Raw genomic sequence first — 16,582 nt, forward strand, 5'->3', positions numbered from 1 at the left:
GGCGCTCCGCTCAGAACAGCGGCGGGATGATCGCGTCGATCAGATGCGGTCCCGGTTCGGCGAGCGCACGCTGGAACTGCTCGGCGAGTTCCTCCGCGGTCGTCGCCCGGGTCGCCGGAACGCCCATCCCCTCGGCGATCTTGACGAAGTCCATGTCCGGCCGCGAAAGGTCGAGCAGTTCGTTCGCCTTGGGACCGCTGGCGTCCGCGCCGACGCGCTGCAGCTCCAGCCGCAGGATCGCGTACGCGCGGTTGTTCAGCAGGACCGTGGTGACATCGAGGTTCTCCCGAGCCTGCGTCCACAACGCCGAAATCGTGTACAGCGCGCTGCCGTCGGACTGCAGGTTGATCACCGGCCGGTCCGGCGCGGCGACGGCCGCCCCGGTCGCGACGGGCATGCCGTAGCCGATCGCGCCGCCGGTCAGGGTCAGCACGTCGTGTCGCGGCGCACCCGCGGTCGCGGCGGGCAGCAGCAGACCGGAGGTGTTCGCCTCGTCCGCGATGATCGCGCGTTCCGGCAGCAGCGCGCCGATCACCTCGACCCAGTTCTGCGGCGTCAGCGGTCCGGACGGCAGCGCGGGTCGCGAGGCCTCCTGAAGCACCGGCTCCGTCTCGGCCGCGACCAGCTCCGCGACGTCGTTCAGGGCACGAGGGACGTCTTGCCCGACATCGGCCAGCACGTGAACCTTCGCGCCTTCGGGAACCAGGTTGCTCGCCTTGCCCGGGTACGCGAAGAACGACACGGGCGCCTTCGTCCCCGCGACGATCAGGTGCTTGATCCCGTCAAGCTGGTAGGCGACCTGCTCGGCAAGGTAGCCCAGCCGCTCGATCGTCGGCAGGCCTTCACCGCGCTCCAGTCGTGCGGGGAACGTTTCGACGAACGCCTTCACCCCGGTCGCGGCGGCGATCCGGCTGGTCGCGCGCAACCCGGCCTCGCGGCAGCCGCTGCCGCCGACGAGCAGCGCGACCGGTTCGCCACTGGCCAGCACCTCGGCGATGTTCTTCACCGTCGTCGCGTCGACGGCCTGCGGGATCCGCGGCGGGATGGGCGCGCAGGTCTCGCCGCCCTCGCCCCAGGACGCGTCGGCCGGGAGGATCAGGGTCGCCACCTGTCCGGGGGCGTCCTGCGACGCGGCCACCGCCGCGGCCGCGTCGGCTCCGACGTCCTTCGTGTGCTCGGAGCGGCGGATCCAGCCGTCGAGTGAACCGGCCACGGCCTCGATGTCCGATTCGAGCGGGGCGTCGTACTGCTTGTGGTAGGTCGCGTGATCGCCGATCACATTGACGATCGGGGTGTGCGCCCGGCGCGCGTTGTGCAGGTTCGCCAGCCCGTTCCCGAGACCCGGGCCGAGGTGCAGCAGCGTGGCCGCCGGTTTGCCGGCGATCCGCGCGTACCCGTCCGCGGCGCCGGTGACGACGCCTTCGAACAGGCCGAGCACCCCGCGCATCTCGGGCACGGTGTCGAGTGCGGCGACGAAGTGCATTTCCGAGGTGCCGGGATTGGAAAAGCACACGTCGACGCCGGCGTCGACGAGCGTGCGGATCAGGGACTGGGCGCCGTTCATCTCACTCACTTTTCAAGCCCTCTCACGGAAAAGAACGCCGGGGTTGAGGATCCCGGCCGGGTCGAAGCTCTCCTTGATCCGGCGCATCAGCGCGATCTTCGCCGGGTCCTCCAGATCGAGGAAATACGCGGACTTGACCTGCCCCAGGCCGTGCTCGCCGGAGATCGCGCCGCCGAGTTCCATCCCGAGCGCGAAGATGTCGCTCAGCAGTTTCTTTCGCTTCTCCGCGTCCTTGCAGAAGATGGCGAGGTGGACGTTCCCGTCGCCCGCGTGCCCGCAGCCGAGTGCGCCCGCCTCGCGTGACAACGCCATTTCCCTGGTCCGGCGCAGGAATTCCGGCATCGCGGACCGCGGGACGACCACGTCGATGACGTCGTCGGCGCCCGCCGCCTTGGCCGTCCAGAAGGCCTTTTCACGGGCTTCGATGAGCTTGCGCGCCGAACCGCCCTCCAGCACGTAGACGTCCATCGCGCCGACATCGCCCAGCAGTCCGCCGAGTTCCTCGATGTCGGCGTGCAGCCGGTCGTTGTCGCGGTTTTCCAGTGCCACCACCAGATAGGCCTGCGCCGAGTCGCGGATCCCGTCCGGGACGCCGAGGCTGAGCTTCTCGTTGTAGCTGATCGCGGCGAGGGTCAGGTTGTCGATGTATTCGAGGATATGCGGCGCGAGCCCGGTGGAGATGATCTTCGGGACGACGGTCATCACCTCGTCGAAGGTCTCGAACGGGGCGAGCACCGTGGCGCCGTGCGGCAGGCGCGGGTACAGCTTCACGATGATCTCGGTCGCGATCGCGAGCGTGCCTTCGGAACCGATGATCAGCTGCGTCAGGTCGTACCCGGTCGACACCTTCGAGGTCTTGCCGCCGGTCCGGATGATCTCGCCGGTGGGCAGCACCGCCTGCAACCCCACGACGTTGTGCCGCGTGACGCCGTATTTGACCGCGCGCATCCCGCCCGCGTTCGTCCCGACGTTGCCGCCGACACTCGCGCTCAGTTCGCCGGGATGGACGGTGTAGCCGAGTCCGGCCTTCGCGGCCTTTTCGTCCAATTCGGACAGTGTGACGCCGGGCTGGACGACGGCGACGTGGTTCTCGGCGTCGATCTCCAGGATCGTGTTCATCCGCTCGAAGGAGATCACCATGCCGTCCGCGCTCGGCCGCGCGCCGCCGGAGAGTCCCGTGCCCGACCCTCTCGCGGTGACCGGCACGCCGGATTCGCCAGCCGCCTTGAGCAGCTCGGCGACTTCTTCGGCGCTTCCCGGTTTCGCCAGGTAGGCGGGCTGCTGCGGGGCGGCCGTCAACGCCTCGTCGTGTGCGTAGTCCTCGGGGATCGCCTCACCGGCCAGCAGATTCGTGTCCCCGACGATCTCGGCGAACCGTGCCGCAACATCGCCCATCGGCTGCCCTTCCTCGCGCTTCATTGCCTGGTTACCGAAGCGTAGTACGTAGTGGGCGGCGACGGCTATGAATCCTTTTCATGTTTGCCGTCCGGTGGTCACAACCTCGCGACAACCTCACTCGGTTACCCATGTCGCAGCGGGCCGCGGCGGCCCGCCGGAAGGGGTGGACGCTCGATGGGACCAAGAATGAGACGGATCGCGACGCTGGGAGCGGCGCTCGCGGTCCTGTTCGGGCTCGCGGTACCGGTGGCCGCGAGCGGGCAGGCGGGCTGTACGGCGCCCGTGGTGAACGTCAGCGGCGTCAGCCAGGTCGAGGGGACGAGCGCCGGATACACCACCTTCGTGTTCACCGTCTCGATCGCCGACGGCGGATGCGCGCCGCAAGGTTCGGTCGAATTCCGGACGATCGAAGGCAACGGCTCGCCGGTCGATCCGGCGTTCGTCGCGAAGGAGAGCGTCGACTACCTGCCGCGTGCGGGCACGCTGACCTGGTCCGGGAGGGCGGATACGCAGACCGTCGTGGTCAAGGTCCGCGCCGATTCCCTCGCGGAGAACGACGAGATGTTCTCCCTCCGCCTGTCCGATGCGAAGGGCCTGCGGATCGGCCATAGCGTCGGCGTCGCCTGGGTGGCCGACGACGACGTGGTCAAAACCGCGCCGCTGGCCGCCACCCAGGAAGGCGAGATCTGCTGGTCGATTCCGCCCGCCTTCGCACAGGGCGGCGGCTGCAAGGTGCCGCTCGTGCTTTCCCGGCCATGGACGGCGGGACCGCTCACGGTCCGCTATCGCACCGAAGGTTCCGGGCATATACCGGTGAAGGACGGTGTCGTGGTCTTCCAGCCCGGGCAGACGAGGGGATACGCCGAGTTCACGGTCTTGCCGGATCAGGCCGGAAAGGCGCGGGTCGAGTTCTTCGAGCCGTCGGACGGCAAGCTCGTGTACGCGACCTCGACGGTGGTGATCAGCCCCGGCCGGTGACCAGATCGGCGTCGGCCGTCGCGTTCGCCCGCCGGTACAGCTCGATCGCTCGAGCCCAATGGGTGGCCGCGGCGGCCGTGTCGCCGCATCGTGCCTCGAGATCACCAAGGTCGCGGCGCAGGTGGGCCTCCTCGTACGGATCGGGAACCCCGGCCCGGACCGCGAGGCCGCGTTCGAGGTTCTCCCGTGCCGCGGCCAGATCACCGAGCCCGAGGTGGGCGCGGCCGAGCCGGTCGAGCGCGGCCGCCTCACTGTGCCGGTTACCGACGTCCCGGCTGATCACCAAGGCCTGGTCGAAATCGTCCCGCGCGGCCCGGAAGTCGCGGCGGGCAAGGTGGACCTGGCCGGCGTGCAGCAGCGATTCCCATTCCTGCCACCGGTCTCCGATCGCCCGGGACGCGGCCAGTGCCTTGCCGAGATGCTCCAGCGCGACCTCGTGATCACCGAGTTCCTCGTAGGCCTCGCCGAGCGTGTCCAGGGTGGCGGCCTCCAGCCGGGCGTTGCCGAGTTCGCGGAACGTCTCCAGCGCGGCCGCCAGCGGGGTGAGGCCGTCGATCGCCTGGCCGCGACGGATGTAGGCGTGGCCGAGGTTGCGCTGCGACAGCGCGCGCCCGAGCCGGTTGCCCGCCTCGGTGCACCGCTCCACCGCGAGCCGGTACGCGGTGATGGCCTCGTCGAACCGGCGCAGCGCGGCGTAGGCGTTCGCGGTGTTGTTGTGGATATGCCCTTCGCCTTCGAGGTCACCCGCCGCGCGGGCGGCCTTCAGAGCGCGGGCGTTGGTTTCGAGCGCGTCCGTCAGCCTGCGGGTCATGAAGTAGGCCGCGCCCAGCGCGCGCAGCATTTCCGCCTCCGCCAAGGGATCGGCGAGTTCGGCGGCCGCCGCGGCGCCCTCGCGGCAGAGGCCGACGCGCTCGTTCCAGCCGCCCGTGGTGTCGTAGAAACTGGTGAGCAGGTAGGTGAGCTGCCAGGCGGCGGTGTTGCGGCCGTGTTCGCGCGCGAAGCGCACCACGGGCAGCAGATTCGCGCGTTCGGCACCCAGGAACGCCAGTGCCGCAAGCCTTTCCGCCGGGAACGGCCGCTCGGGCGCGGGATGGCGCAGTGCCGGGGTGACCAGATCGCGGTTCGGGTCGATGATCCGGTTCGCCTCGGCGGCGACGTGCAGATACCAGTCGATCAGCCGGTCCGCCGCTTCGGCACGGCTCGACGTCGTTTCGTCGGCGCGAGCGCACGCGACGGCGAATTCGCGGATCAGATCGTGGAAGCGGTAGCGGTCCGGACCGGCCGGGGTGATCAGGTGCGCGGCGGACAACGCGGCACACGCGGTCCGGCCCACTTCGGCGGACACCCCGCACAGCGCGGCTCCGAGCGCCGAACCGAACGACGTCCCCGGAGTCGACCCGGCGAGCCGGAACAACCGCGCCGAAGCGTGGTCCAACGGCAGGTACGCGCTCGCGAGGACGGTTTTGACCGTCCGGGAATCTCCTTGCACGGCAAGGGATTCCAAGCGGCCGGCGGCGGTCAGCTCGTGGGTGAGCTCCGCGATCGGGCGGTCCGGCTCGCCGGTCAGGCGCGCGGCCGCGATCCGCAGTGCCAGCGGCATCCCGTCGCACAGCCTGGCCAGGCGCGCCGCCTGCCCGGGTTCGCGGGCGACTCGATCGGCACCCAGTACCCGGGTGAGCAGGGTCATCGATTCCGGGTCGGCCAGCGCGTCGAGGGCGAGCACGTGGACGGCGTGCCTGCTGCCGAGTGCGGCGAGGGTCTGCCTGCTGGTCACGATCAGCATCGCCTTCGCCGTTCCGGGGACGAGAGGCAGGATCTGGTCGACGCCGCCCGCGTTGTCGGCGACGATCACGCAGCGCCTGCCGTGCAGCAGCGAGCGGTAGAGCGCGGCGCGTTCGGCCGTCGCGTCGGGCAAACGGTCGTCGGGGAGGCCGAGTCCACGCGACAGATGCGCGAGCGCGTCGCCGGGGGACACGGCCTCGCGCGGGTCGTGCCCGGCGAGATCGAGGAAGAGCTGGCCGTCGGGGAAGCGGTCCGCGATACGGTGCGCCCACTGCACGGCGAGCGCGGATTTGCCCATCCCGGCCGCGCCGGAGATGACCACGACCGGTGGCTCGGGTTCGTCGAGGAGCCGGTCCAGCGAAGCGAGTTCCTGTTGGCGTCCGGTGAAATGCCCGACGCGGGCGGGGAGCTGGGCGGGTGCTGTGCCGCGGGCGGGCGCGTCGAGTTCGGGTGCGCGGCGCAGGATCGCCGTATGCAGTTCGACCAGTTCCGGGCCCGGATCGGCGCCGAACTCCTCGGCCAGTCCCCGGCGCACGGCCTGGAAGGTTTCCAGTGCTTCGGCGTGCCTGCCGCAGCGATGCAGGGCGAGCATCTGCAGCGCGGCGAGCCGCTCGCGGTACGGATGCCCGGCCCGCAGCCGCGGCAGTTCCCGGACGACCTCTTCGTGGTCGCCGAGCCGGAGTTCCGCGTGCAGGAGTTCTTCCCAGGCGGACAGCCACAGTTCCTGGAGGCGTTCGACCTCCCGGAGCCCCCAGCCGTCCAGTTCGGCGTCCGCGAACGCTTCGCCGCGCCAGAGCCGCAGCGCCTCGCGCAACGCCGTCACCGCCTGGCCGGGCGTGTTCCCCTTGGCGGCACGAAGTGTTTCCTCGAAACGGAGAGCGTCGACTGAGGACGGCGCGACCGTGAGGACATACCCGGGTTTACGGGTCAGCAGTACCGGCGGGAATCCGCAGTCCTCCAGCGCCTGCCGGATCCTCGCGACGTGGCTGTGCAGGGTCTTCACCGCGGTGCGGGGCGGGTCCTCGCCCCAGAGGACGTCGACCAGCCGCGGGATCGGCACGACCGTGCCCGCGTGCAGGGCGAGGACGCCGAGCACGGCTCGTTGGCGGGCGCCGTGGAGCTCCGCCCGCCCGGTGGGGCCGATCGCTTCGACCGGGCCCAGCACCCGTAGTTCCCCTGGCCCGGGCACCCCCGCTCCCTCCGGCTGGTGACCCCGGTGAGCGTATCCGGGTGAAGACCCACCCAAATCGGCCGATTAGGGCACACGATCTCGACAACCCCGCCACAACCGGCTTGGCCGACGGTCGGTGGATCGAATGTTCCGCCCAAGGAGGGACCATGATCCGCAGGAATCCGCGGCGCCGCCGGACGCTGCTCGCCTCGGCCGTCTTGGCGGTCGCGACACTGTTCGCGGGTGTCGCACCGGCCGTGCAGGCCGCACCGGAAGGCCGCGCCGACGTCTTCATCCGGGACAACACGTCCGACGTGGGGTTCGAGCCCTCGTCCGGTTCGCTCTACTCCAGCCCCGACATCCGGGTGTGCAACTCGCCGGGACCCGTATGCCCCGCCGACCAGCCGGTCGTCCAGGGGAGCACCGCCTACATCAACGTTTTCCTGAACAACCCCGGTCCGTACGGGGACGCGCTCGAGAAGGGCACGCTGCAGCTCTACTACACGAAACAAGGCACCGTGGCGCAATGGCCGAGCCAGTGGAACTACATCGGTTCGGCCACCGACGTGAGCGTGCCCTACGGCGTCAAACGGGTCGTCATCCCGTGGAAGGTGCCGTTCGGCTCGCACTTCTGCCTGCTGGCCCGGTGGCTTTCGCCGACCGATCTGCCGACCGAGGGCCCGAGCACGTCCGCGAACACGCGGAACAACAACAACATCGCCTGGCACAACGTGAACGTGATCCCGTTCAAGATCAAGATCCCACAGCTCAGGCCGATCGTGTTCGGCTGGGACGGTCCCGACCCCACCACGGTCGGCGACCTCGTCTTCACCCAGCCGGGCAGGCCGTTCACCGGCCCCGGGCGGATCACCATCGACCTCGGTCCCGATCTCGCGGCACGCTGGCGGGCCGGCGGCGCGAAGGGTGAGGGCATCGAACGGGTCGGCGAGACCGAGCTGGCCATCGTGAACCCGCAGCGGGCCCGGATCGGCGGACTGACGTTCAAGGCGGGCGAACAGGTGGACGCCAGGCTGAGCTTCACCGCCGGAGCCGAAGCGGAGGGCGGGCAGTACACCGTCCACGTGACCCAGGTCGACCAGCGCGGCGCAGAGGTCGGCGGCGTCGAATACCGGCTCGACGGCGAACGGCAGTAAGCCAGGGAGGGGTGCCGGCCCGTGGGCGGTGAGGGGAGAATCCCTTACCGCCCACGGGTTTCACGCACGTGCGAAGGAAAGCGTCTCGCCCTCGACTCCGCGCAGCCAGAGATCCTGCGCGGCCTCCGCCATTTCGGCCAGCCCCTCCTCGATGGTCGCGAACACGTTGCCGGGCACCCAGCCCGCGTCCCCGTTGATCAGCAGATTGTTGCGGCCGTAGAAGATCGCGAGGTCGGTCGCACCCTGGTCGCTGTGGGCCTCACTGCCCTCGTCGTAGCCGTAGGCCGGGTTGCCGATCTCCCACGCCTCGAAGCCGAAGTACACGACATCACCCGGGATCGGGGTCACCGTGGGGTTTTCGCGACCGGGCTTCGGCTCGGCGAAGGGCGGCACGAGGGTGTAGACCTCGTTCCTGGCGTACTTCGCGTGGTAGGCGGAACCGCTCTGCGGCAACGCGTCCCAGACCGCGCGGCAGGTCCGCGGGGCCTCGGCGTCGAGCAGCCGGGCCCGGCAGGACACCCCGCGCTTGTCGAGGGTGATCGTGATGTAGCGGGCCATCACTCGACCCCCGCCACGACGTCGCCCCAGATCCGCAGGGCGTCGTCCACCTGTTCGGCGTTGACGACCAGTGGCGGGACCATCCGGACGACGTTCATGTACGCCCCGCAGGTCAGCAGCAGCAACCCGTTGGCGGACGCGGCTTTCTGCGCCGCCTGGGCCTTCGCGGTGTCCGGTTCGCCGTCCGGGGTGGTGAATTCGGAACCGACCAGCAGCCCCAGCCCCCGGACGTCGCCGATCGACGGCGACTTGTCCGCGATCACCCGCACCCCTTCGAGCAGTTGCCGTCCGCGTTCGGCGGCGTTCTCGACCAGCCCCTCCCGCTGGATCACCTCGAGCGTGGCGATCGCCGCCGCGCAGGCCACCGCGTTGCCGCCGTAGGTTCCGCCCTGCGAACCGGGGAGCGCCTTCGCCATCAACTCCTCCGACGCGGCGATGCCCGAGATCGGGAACCCACTCGCGAGTCCCTTCGCGATGAGCACGATGTCCGGGCGCACCCCGAAGTGGTCGTGACCCCAGAACTTGCCCGTCCGGCCGAAGCCGGTCTGGATCTCGTCCATCACCAGCAGGATGCCGTGTTTGTCGGCACGTTCCCGCAAGCCCGCCAGGAACTCCGTGTTCGCCGGGACGTATCCGCCCTCGCCGAGCACCGGCTCGATGAAGAACGCGGCCGTCTCGTTCGGCGCGCAGACCGTCGCGAACAGGTAGTCGAGCTCGCGCAGGGCGAACTTCGTCGCGGTCTCCTCGTCCCAGCCGTAGTGGAAGGCGTAGGGGAAGGGCGCGACGTGCACGCCGGACATGAGCGGCGAGATCCCGGCGCTGAACCGGGTCCCCGAGGTCGTCATGGTCGCCGCCGCGACCGTCCGGCCGTGGAACCCGCCCTGGAAGACGATGACGTTGGGACGCTTCGTCGCCTGGCGCGACAGCCGGAGCGCCGCCTCGACAGCCTCGCTGCCCGAGTTGGCGTAGAAGAGTGAATTCAAGCCCTGCGGCAGGACGCTGCCCAGCTTCTCGGTCAGGTCCAGCATCGGCTTGTGCATGACCGTCGTGTACTGACCGTGGATGAGCTTGCCGATCTGTTCCCGCGCGGCGCTCACCACATGCGGGTGGCAGTGGCCGGTGCTGGTCACGCCGATACCGGCGGTGAAATCCAGGTGACGTTTGCCATCGGTGTCGTAGAGGTACACCCCTTCACCGTGGTCGACCACGACCGGCGTTGCCTGCTTGAGCAGCGGTGATAGCTGGGCCATGGGCTGCGCTCCTAGGTCGGCTGAGCTGTTGTCGATTGTTGACAATATCCATAGCATGGCGTTCGGGACAACATGGAGGAGCGTTGGGATGACCTCGATCAGTGAGGCCGGCGTAGTCGCGGCGGTCGACAAGGAACTGTTCATCGGCGGGAAGTGGGTGCCCGCCGCGAACGGGAAGACCTTCCCCGTTCTCGACCCCTCGACGGGCGAAGCCCTGTGCGAGGTGGCCGACGCGTCACCTGCGGACGGTGTCAGCGCGCTCGACGCCGCCGTCGCGGCGCAGGCCGACTGGGCGAACGTCGCCCCGCGCGAACGCGGCGAGATCCTTCGCCGCGCCTACGAGCTGCTCGTGAAGCGCGCCGACGAACTCGCGCTGCTCATGACCCTCGAGATGGGCAAGCCGCTCGCGGAGTCGAAGGGCGAGATCACCTACGCGGCCGAGTTCTTCCGCTGGTTCGCGGAGGAGGCCGTCCGGATCGACGGTGGTTACGCCGTCGCGCCCAACGGGACCGGCCGGTTCCTGGTGACGAAGCAGCCCGTCGGGCCGTCCCTGCTGATCACGCCGTGGAACTTCCCCATGGCGATGGGCACCCGCAAGATCGGCCCCGCGGTCGCGGCCGGCTGCACGATGGTCATCAAACCCGCCGCGCAAACCCCCCTTTCGATGTTGGCCCTCGCGGCGATCCTCGCCGAAGCGGGGCTGCCCGAAGGTGTGCTGAACGTGCTCACGACGTCGGACTCCGGCGGCGTGATGGAACCGCTGATCCGGGACGGCCGTGCCCGGAAGCTGTCCTTCACCGGTTCCACCGGCGTCGGGCGGAAACTGCTGGAACAGTGCGCGGACAAGGTGCTCCGCACGTCGATGGAACTCGGCGGCAACGCCCCCTTCCTGGTCTTCGAGGACGCCGACCTCGACGCCGCGATCGAAGGCGCGATGACCGCCAAGATGCGCAACATCGGCGAGGCCTGCACGGCCGCGAACCGCTTCTACGTCCAGCGAGGCATCGTCGACGAGTTCTCTCGCCGCCTCACCGAGCGCATGGAGGCCCTGCCGATGGGCCGGGGCACCGAGGAAGGTGTCGTCGTCGGCCCGCTCATCGACGAAGCCGCGGTCGAGAAGGTGAGCGGCCTCGTCTCCGACGCCGTCGACCGAGGCGCACGCGTCCTCACCGGCGGGTCTACTGTGGACGGTCCGGGTAACTTCTATCAGGCCACGGTGCTCACCGACGTGCCCAAGGAAGCCAAACTGGCGTCGGAGGAGATCTTCGGGCCGGTCGCCCCGATCACTCCGTTCGACAGCGAGGACGAGGCCATCGCTGCGGCGAACGACACCGAATTCGGTCTCGTGTCCTATGTGTACACCTCCGATCTCAAGCGGGCGCTGCGGGTTTCGGAACGGCTGGAAGCCGGCATGATCGGCCTCAACCAGGGACTGGTCTCGAACCCGGCGGCACCGTTCGGCGGGATCAAGCAGTCCGGGCTCGGTCGTGAAGGCGGCACCGTCGGTATCGACGAGTTCCTCGAGACCAAGTACATCGCGGTGGCTCTGTGACTTCTGAAGCAGGGACCTCTCAAGCAGGGAATTCTTATCGGATCGCCAGCATTCCCGGCGACGGGATCGGCGTCGATGTCACGGTCGAGGCTCGCAAGGTCCTCGACCGTGCGGCGGCGTCACATGGTTTCTCCTTGTCCTGGAAGGAATTCGACTGGAGCTGTGAGCGGTACACCAAGACCGGTTCGATGATGCCCGAGGACGGTATCGAGCAGCTTTCTCGGTTCGACGGGATCTTCCTCGGTGCCGTCGGCTTTCCCGGTGTCCCGGACCATGTCTCGTTGTGGGGTCTTCTCATCCCGGTGCGGCGCGCGTTCACCCAGTACGTCAACCTCCGGCCGGTCCGGCTGCTGCCGGGGACGACCTCGGCACTGGCCGGCCGTGACGCCGAAGAGCTGGAGATGGTGATCGTCCGCGAGAACTCCGAGGGCGAGTACTCGGAGATCGGCGGCAGGCACAATCGTGGTCAGGGGAACGAGTTCGTCTTACAGGAATCCGTGTTCACGCGGGTCGGGGTGGAGCGGATCATCCGCTACGCCTTCGAGCTGGCGAAGACGAGGACGGGACGGGTCTGCTCGGCGACGAAGTCCAACGGGCTCATTCACTCGATGCCGTTCTGGGACGAGATCTTTTCCGAGATCGCTTCGGAGTATCCGGACGTGCGAGCCGAACAATGCCATGTCGACGCGCTCGCCGCGCGGATGGTGCAGGCACCGGACCGGCTCGACGTCGTGGTCGCGTCCAATCTCTTCGGCGACATCCTGAGCGACCTGGCGGCGGCCGTGACGGGCGGGCTCGGAATGGCGCCTTCGGGCAATATCAATCCTTCCGGTGAATTTCCTTCCATGTTCGAGGCGGTGCACGGGAGTGCTCCCGACATCGCCGGACAGGGCATCGCGAATCCGGTGGCGCAGATCCTGGCTGGGGCGATGCTGCTCGACCATCTCGGGGAAACCGCTGCGGCACAAGACATTCACGCGGCGGTGGAGAAGGTGCTCGAGGAGGGGGCGGTCCGGACCCCGGACCTCGGCGGGAAGTCCACCACCGCCGAACTCGGTTCCGCGGTGGTCGCCGCTCTATCTTGAACCATCCGCATAGAGGCGTGTCAAGTCCCACGCGGCACTTTTCCCGCCAGTGATGTCATGAACGGGACTTTCCTTACGAATTCCGTGATGAAAGTCCCGTTCATCACGTCGTCGTCGAGTCAGAAGTGAAGCTCGGACTTCCGAGCCGTCGGTTTTTGTCGGTGCCCCGGTGCACAGTGTCGATCATCGAATCCGACGACTGGAGGAGTGCCGATGTGCTGGCATTGCGACAACCCCGGGAAGACCCGCGACGACTACCTCGTCGAAGAGGTCCGTCCCCTGATCCGGAAGTACGGCTGGATGGTCCAGACCGTCGAGCGCGCGGCCGCCCAGCCGGGCTTCGCCTACACGGTCGGGCTCACCGACGCCGGGCTGCCGGAACTGGTCGTCACCGGACTGAGAGAGCGAAGATCCGGACAGCTGCTGAACTACTTCGCCCAGGAGGTGGTCCGGTCGGGGCCGCCGGAACCCGGCGAGGTGCTGCCGGCGGCGGTGGGATGGCCCGCGTTCGAGGTCGTCCCGCTCGGCACGCCGTCGGCGCACCTGCTCACCGCCGTCCTCCTGTACGGCTCCGATTTCCGTGCCCTGCAACTGGTCTACGAGGACGAGCACGGGAACTGGCCGTGGGACAGGGAGTTCCGCGGCGGGACGGGTGGACAGCCGGTGCTGGGAGCGCGGAGCCGTGGCTGAATCCTCAACCTGGATCCGCCGAATACCCCCGAAGGACTTCCGATGGCGACCACTAAGGCACCGCGGGAGCTTCGCCCTCTCGCAGGCTGGTCCCCGGGGCCAGCCGCTGGACCGCGTCCTCCATATGGGCTTCCAGCAGCGACAGCGCGGTCTCCTCGTCGCCGGCACGCAGGGCCTCGATGATCCGGGTGTGCTCGGTGACCCGCTCTTCGACCTGCTGATAGGTCCCTTGCAGCGCGGTGAGGCACATCCGGGTCTCGATCAGCAGGGTCCGCGCCATGCGCACGAGCCGTTTGCTGCCGGAGGCCGCGATCAGTGCTTCGTGGAAGCGGAGGTCCGCCCAGGAGAGCGCGGTCGGATCGTCGTCGCCGGCGGCGACGGCCATCGCCCCGACGGCCTGTTCGAGTTCGTCCGCGACCTTCTCCCGGTCGCCGCGCAGCGCTCGCAGCATCGCGGCGCGTTCGATGGCCGAACGCGCCGAGTAGATGTCGTAGACGTCGCCGGGCTCGAGATCGATCACGAACAGGCCGCGGTGCCGCTCGCTGCGCAGGAGCCCTTCGGAGACGAGGTGCTGCATCGCCTCTCGCAAGGGCCCCCGCGAGACCTGGAACCGGGAGGCCAGTTCGGTTTCACCGAGCTGGGTGCCGGGAGGAAGAGCGCCGGTCATGATCGCGTCCCGCAGCTGGCGCGCGATGATCCCGGCGGTCGATTCCCGGCTGACCGGCTCGATATCCGGCAAGGACATGGTTCAGTTGCCTCTCTGACCGAACAGTGCGCCCAGGGTGCGGACGAGCGGGGACTTCCCGGTGAGCCGCAGACCTTCCCAGACGGTGACCTGATTGGCTGTCAGCACCGGCTTGCCGAGCCGCGTTTCGAGCGTGTTGATCTCGCCGAGCGTCCGCATGGCGGTGTCGGGGACGAGCAGCGCGTCGGCATCCGGGTGGTCGCGGCTCACCGCGAGTTCGACGACGGCTTCCGGGCTGAGTTCGCCGACCTCGGCGGCGGTGTCGATGTCCGCGCTGCCCATCGAGACCACCTCGATCCCGCCGGCGCCGAGGAAGTCGACGAACAGCCGGGCGACGTCGTCCGGATAGCTGGCGGCGACAGCGACCCGCCGGACGCCGAGTGCCTGTGCGGCGTGGACGAAGGCGAAGGAGGTGCTCGACGCCGGGACGCCCGCCACGGCGGCCAGCCGGTCGGCCTGGTCCCGGGCGCCTTCCCAGCCGTAGACGAAGCTGCCGCTGGTGCACGCCCAGACCACCGCGTCCGGTTCGTGCTTGGCCAGCAGCGCGGCGCCGTCGGCGAGACGGCTTTCGCTGCCGAGGTCGAGGAGTTCGGGCACGGCGTGCAGATCGGTTCCGTAGATGTGCTCGACAGGCAGCTTGATCCCGGCCATGTCCCCGCCGAGGAGCTGCTCCGCGAGCGGGTAGTCGTCCTCGGCCGCGTGATCGGGGTAGATGAACCCGATCGTGGTGATCTCGGACGGTGGCTCGGGTGGGGTGAGCGGCGTGATGGGCACGGAACCTCCGGAGGCAGATTGTCGACAATCGTAGGGGAAGAGGTCAATCGACCTCGCGGAGCCACTTGCCGGGCCCGACGATCGGCAGGTTCATCCGCCGGAGGCAGGCCCACATCGTGAGCTGGTTCGCGGTGAGGACGGGTTTGCCGAGCGCGCTTTCGAGCGGCTCGATCAGATCGTAGGTGGGGAGGTTGGTGCAACTGACGAAAATGGCCTCGGCGTCGGCGTGGTCGGCGGCGAGGATGCGTTCGGCGATGGTCCGGTAGCTGACCTTCCAGATGCCGCCGCCCAGGCCGAGGTGGTCGCTCGAGACGGTGCGCACGCCGAGTTCGGTCAGGAAGTCGTGCAGCTTCCCGGTGAGGTCGCCGTCGTAGGGCGTCAGCACCGAGACCCGGTGGAGGTCGAGCTGGTGCAGGACCTCGGCGAGTGCTCCGGAGGTGGTGACGGCGTCCGGAGCGCCCGCGTCACAGATCGCCTTGGTCAAGGAGCGTTCGTAGTCCACACCGTTGACGAAACTGCCGGAGGTGCACAGGTAGGCGACGACTTCGGGCTCCACGTGGAGCACGTCCCTCGTGGCGGCGGCGAGGTGCCTGCTGTCGCTGACGAGCTGGGCCATCTCCATGCTGACGGGCACGGGCTCGTACGGCGTCCGTGCCAGATGAAGGGAGACCTCCATCGGTACCCAGCGCCACAGCTCGCGCTCCAGCGCCAGGTCGAAGGGAGCGATGATGCCGATGCCGCGTTGCGCCAAGGGCCCTTCGAACTCCAATAAGTCGAAATCCAAGTCTCAGCCTCCGGAGAACTTCTGCAGTCACAGGTCCGGTGCTCCGGGGGTCGTTCCTCGGATTGTTGACAATCATACGAGTCACTTTTACGGTGTCAACGTGATCGGCTCGGAGACCCCGGTGCTGGCGGTGCTGTGCGGCGACGCACGCCCACCGGACATGCGCGCTATCGAAGCCGAAGCGGTGGTTCGTTACACCGACGAGGCCGGGTTGGCTGATGCGTTATCAGGGGCCGACGCGCTCTTCGTCTACGACTTCCTCTCGACGGCCGTTCCCGGCGCCTGGCACGCGGCCGACAAGCTGCGCTGGCTGCATATCGCCAGCGCGGGCGTCGATCCCGTGCTCTTCCCCGGGCTGCGGGCGAGCGATGTCGTGCTCACCAACTCGCGGGGGGTGTTCGACGGGGCGATCGCCGAGTACGTCCTCGGTGTCGTCCTCGCGTTCGCCAAGGACTTCACTCGGTCGTGGGAGTTGCAGCGGCGGAAGGAGTGGCGGCACCGGGAGAGTGAACGGATCTCCGGCCGCCGGGTCCTCGTGGTCGGCACCGGGCCGATCGGCCGGTCGATCGCGCGGCTGCTGCGGGCCGCCGGGATGTCGGTGGCAGGTGCCGGGCGCCGGGCGTGTGTGAACGACCCCGACTTCGGGGACGTCTACGCGTCCTCGGAGCTGAAAAGCCACCTTCCCGAGGCGGACTACGTCGTCGCGGTCGCACCCCTGACCGACCAGACCAAGGGGATGTTCGACGCCGAGGCGTTCTCCGCGATGAAGTCCGGGGCGCGGTTCGTCAACGTCGGCCGCGGCGAACTGGTCGTCACCTCCGATCTCGTCGGCGTGCTGCGGGACGGGCGGCTCGGTGGTGCGGCGCTCGACGTCTTCGACACCGAGCCACTGCCTGCCGAGAGTCCTTTGTGGACAATGGAGAACGTGCTGATCTCGCCGCATATGTCGGGCGACTTCGTCGGCTGGCGGAATACTCTGGTAGAGGTGTTCGCGGACAACTTCCGTCGCTGGCGCGCGGGGGAGCCGCTGCGCAACGTCGTGGACAAGCAGCTCGGATACGTGCCGTCGGAGACGCTTCGCCAAGGTTAGGGGCCGG

Annotated in this window: 14 protein-coding genes; 6 read left to right on the top strand and 8 right to left on the bottom strand. The window is 68.8% G+C overall.

Going from position 1 to position 16,582, the window contains the following annotated elements; all coding sequences use genetic code 11:
* Nucleotides 1-10 precede the first annotated feature (10 nt).
* The gene (locus L324_RS12940; protein WP_037306723.1) at nt 11-1,564 is read right to left on the bottom strand and encodes an acetolactate synthase large subunit; all 1,554 of its coding nucleotides are present in this window, start codon (nt 1,562-1,564) and stop codon (nt 11-13) included.
* Between the two features lie 12 nt (nt 1,565-1,576).
* Complete coding sequence (locus tag L324_RS12945; RefSeq protein ID WP_037306725.1) at nt 1,577-2,959, bottom strand: FAD-binding oxidoreductase; 1,383 nt, start codon at nt 2,957-2,959, stop codon at nt 1,577-1,579.
* A gap of 189 nt (nt 2,960-3,148) precedes the next feature.
* On the opposite strand from L324_RS12945, the gene L324_RS12950 reads away from it, so the two are divergent.
* Nucleotides 3,149-3,940, top strand: coding sequence for a Calx-beta domain-containing protein (locus L324_RS12950; RefSeq protein ID WP_037306727.1), 792 nt, complete (start codon nt 3,149-3,151; stop codon nt 3,938-3,940).
* On the opposite strand, the gene L324_RS12955 is transcribed toward L324_RS12950, so the two are convergent.
* Complete coding sequence (locus L324_RS12955) at nt 3,924-6,911, bottom strand: AfsR/SARP family transcriptional regulator (protein WP_235783509.1); 2,988 nt, start codon at nt 6,909-6,911, stop codon at nt 3,924-3,926. The two genes, L324_RS12950 and L324_RS12955, sit on opposite strands and share 17 nt — an antisense overlap.
* A gap of 149 nt (nt 6,912-7,060) precedes the next feature.
* Here L324_RS12955 and L324_RS12960 point away from each other — a divergent pair, with 149 nt between their 5' ends.
* Nucleotides 7,061-8,047 carry a hypothetical protein gene (locus L324_RS12960; protein WP_037306730.1) on the top strand — a complete coding sequence of 329 codons (987 nt, stop codon included), beginning with the start codon at nt 7,061-7,063 and terminating at the stop codon, nt 8,045-8,047.
* 60 nt (nt 8,048-8,107) lie between these two features.
* Here the strand turns inward: L324_RS12960 and L324_RS12965 are convergent, their stop codons facing one another.
* Together L324_RS12965 and L324_RS12970 are read right to left on the bottom strand one after the other, a co-directional pair.
* Nucleotides 8,108-8,605 carry a DUF3830 family protein gene (locus L324_RS12965; RefSeq protein WP_007033814.1) on the bottom strand — a complete coding sequence of 166 codons (498 nt, stop codon included), beginning with the start codon at nt 8,603-8,605 and terminating at the stop codon, nt 8,108-8,110.
* Entirely contained in the window at nt 8,605-9,855 is a 1,251-nt protein-coding gene (locus L324_RS12970; protein WP_037306732.1) for an aspartate aminotransferase family protein, read from the bottom strand. Before L324_RS12970 ends, L324_RS12965 begins: the two co-directional genes overlap by 1 nt.
* 88 nt (nt 9,856-9,943) lie before the next feature.
* Between L324_RS12970 and L324_RS12975 the strand changes: the two genes are divergently transcribed.
* The 3 genes from L324_RS12975 to L324_RS12985 all read left to right on the top strand — a co-directional run bounded on the left by L324_RS12975 (nt 9,944) and on the right by L324_RS12985 (nt 13,182).
* Nucleotides 9,944-11,407 carry an NAD-dependent succinate-semialdehyde dehydrogenase gene (locus L324_RS12975; RefSeq protein WP_037306734.1) on the top strand — a complete coding sequence of 488 codons (1,464 nt, stop codon included), beginning with the start codon at nt 9,944-9,946 and terminating at the stop codon, nt 11,405-11,407.
* Nucleotides 11,404-12,492: a tartrate dehydrogenase gene (locus L324_RS12980; protein ID WP_051173873.1), complete on the top strand. Its 1,089-nt coding sequence runs from the start codon at nt 11,404-11,406 to the stop codon at nt 12,490-12,492. The genes L324_RS12975 and L324_RS12980 overlap by 4 nt, the downstream gene beginning before the upstream one ends.
* Before the next feature lie 213 nt (nt 12,493-12,705).
* The gene (locus tag L324_RS12985; RefSeq protein WP_037306736.1) at nt 12,706-13,182 is read left to right on the top strand and encodes a DUF4262 domain-containing protein; all 477 of its coding nucleotides are present in this window, start codon (nt 12,706-12,708) and stop codon (nt 13,180-13,182) included.
* Between the two features lie 52 nt (nt 13,183-13,234).
* Here L324_RS12985 and L324_RS12990 read toward each other — a convergent pair whose 3' ends face one another.
* From L324_RS12990 to L324_RS13000, 3 genes are all read right to left on the bottom strand, one after another.
* Nucleotides 13,235-13,927, bottom strand: a complete 693-nt coding sequence (locus L324_RS12990; protein WP_037306739.1) for a GntR family transcriptional regulator — start codon at nt 13,925-13,927, stop codon at nt 13,235-13,237.
* 3 nt (nt 13,928-13,930) lie between these two features.
* Nucleotides 13,931-14,659: a maleate cis-trans isomerase family protein gene (locus tag L324_RS12995; protein ID WP_037306858.1), complete on the bottom strand. Its 729-nt coding sequence runs from the start codon at nt 14,657-14,659 to the stop codon at nt 13,931-13,933.
* A gap of 85 nt (nt 14,660-14,744) precedes the next feature.
* Nucleotides 14,745-15,485, bottom strand: a complete 741-nt coding sequence (locus tag L324_RS13000; RefSeq protein WP_037306740.1) for a maleate cis-trans isomerase family protein — start codon at nt 15,483-15,485, stop codon at nt 14,745-14,747.
* Between the two features lie 100 nt (nt 15,486-15,585).
* Between L324_RS13000 and L324_RS13005 the strand changes: the two genes are divergently transcribed.
* Nucleotides 15,586-16,575, top strand: coding sequence for a D-2-hydroxyacid dehydrogenase (locus L324_RS13005; protein ID WP_037306742.1), 990 nt, complete (start codon nt 15,586-15,588; stop codon nt 16,573-16,575).
* The last annotated feature ends 7 nt before the right edge of the window (nt 16,576-16,582 follow it).

The sequence above is a fragment of the Amycolatopsis orientalis DSM 40040 = KCTC 9412 genome, from assembly GCF_000478275.1.
Taxonomy (GTDB): domain Bacteria; phylum Actinomycetota; class Actinomycetes; order Mycobacteriales; family Pseudonocardiaceae; genus Amycolatopsis; species Amycolatopsis orientalis.

Excerpts from the sequence above, each read along its gene's own strand:
- L324_RS12940 (WP_037306723.1), bottom strand. The coding sequence starts at position 1,564 with ATGAACGGCGCCCAGTCCCTGATCCGCACGCTCGTCGACGCCGGCGTC.
- L324_RS12945 (WP_037306725.1), bottom strand. The coding sequence starts at position 2,959 with ATGGGCGATGTTGCGGCACGGTTCGCCGAGATCGTCGGGGACACGAAT.
- L324_RS12950 (WP_037306727.1), top strand. The coding sequence starts at position 3,149 with ATGAGACGGATCGCGACGCTGGGAGCGGCGCTCGCGGTCCTGTTCGGG.
- L324_RS12960 (WP_037306730.1), top strand. The coding sequence starts at position 7,061 with ATGATCCGCAGGAATCCGCGGCGCCGCCGGACGCTGCTCGCCTCGGCC.
- L324_RS12965 (WP_007033814.1), bottom strand. The coding sequence starts at position 8,605 with ATGGCCCGCTACATCACGATCACCCTCGACAAGCGCGGGGTGTCCTGC.
- L324_RS12970 (WP_037306732.1), bottom strand. The coding sequence starts at position 9,855 with ATGGCCCAGCTATCACCGCTGCTCAAGCAGGCAACGCCGGTCGTGGTC.
- L324_RS12975 (WP_037306734.1), top strand. The coding sequence starts at position 9,944 with ATGACCTCGATCAGTGAGGCCGGCGTAGTCGCGGCGGTCGACAAGGAA.
- L324_RS12985 (WP_037306736.1), top strand. The coding sequence starts at position 12,706 with ATGTGCTGGCATTGCGACAACCCCGGGAAGACCCGCGACGACTACCTC.
- L324_RS12990 (WP_037306739.1), bottom strand. The coding sequence starts at position 13,927 with ATGTCCTTGCCGGATATCGAGCCGGTCAGCCGGGAATCGACCGCCGGG.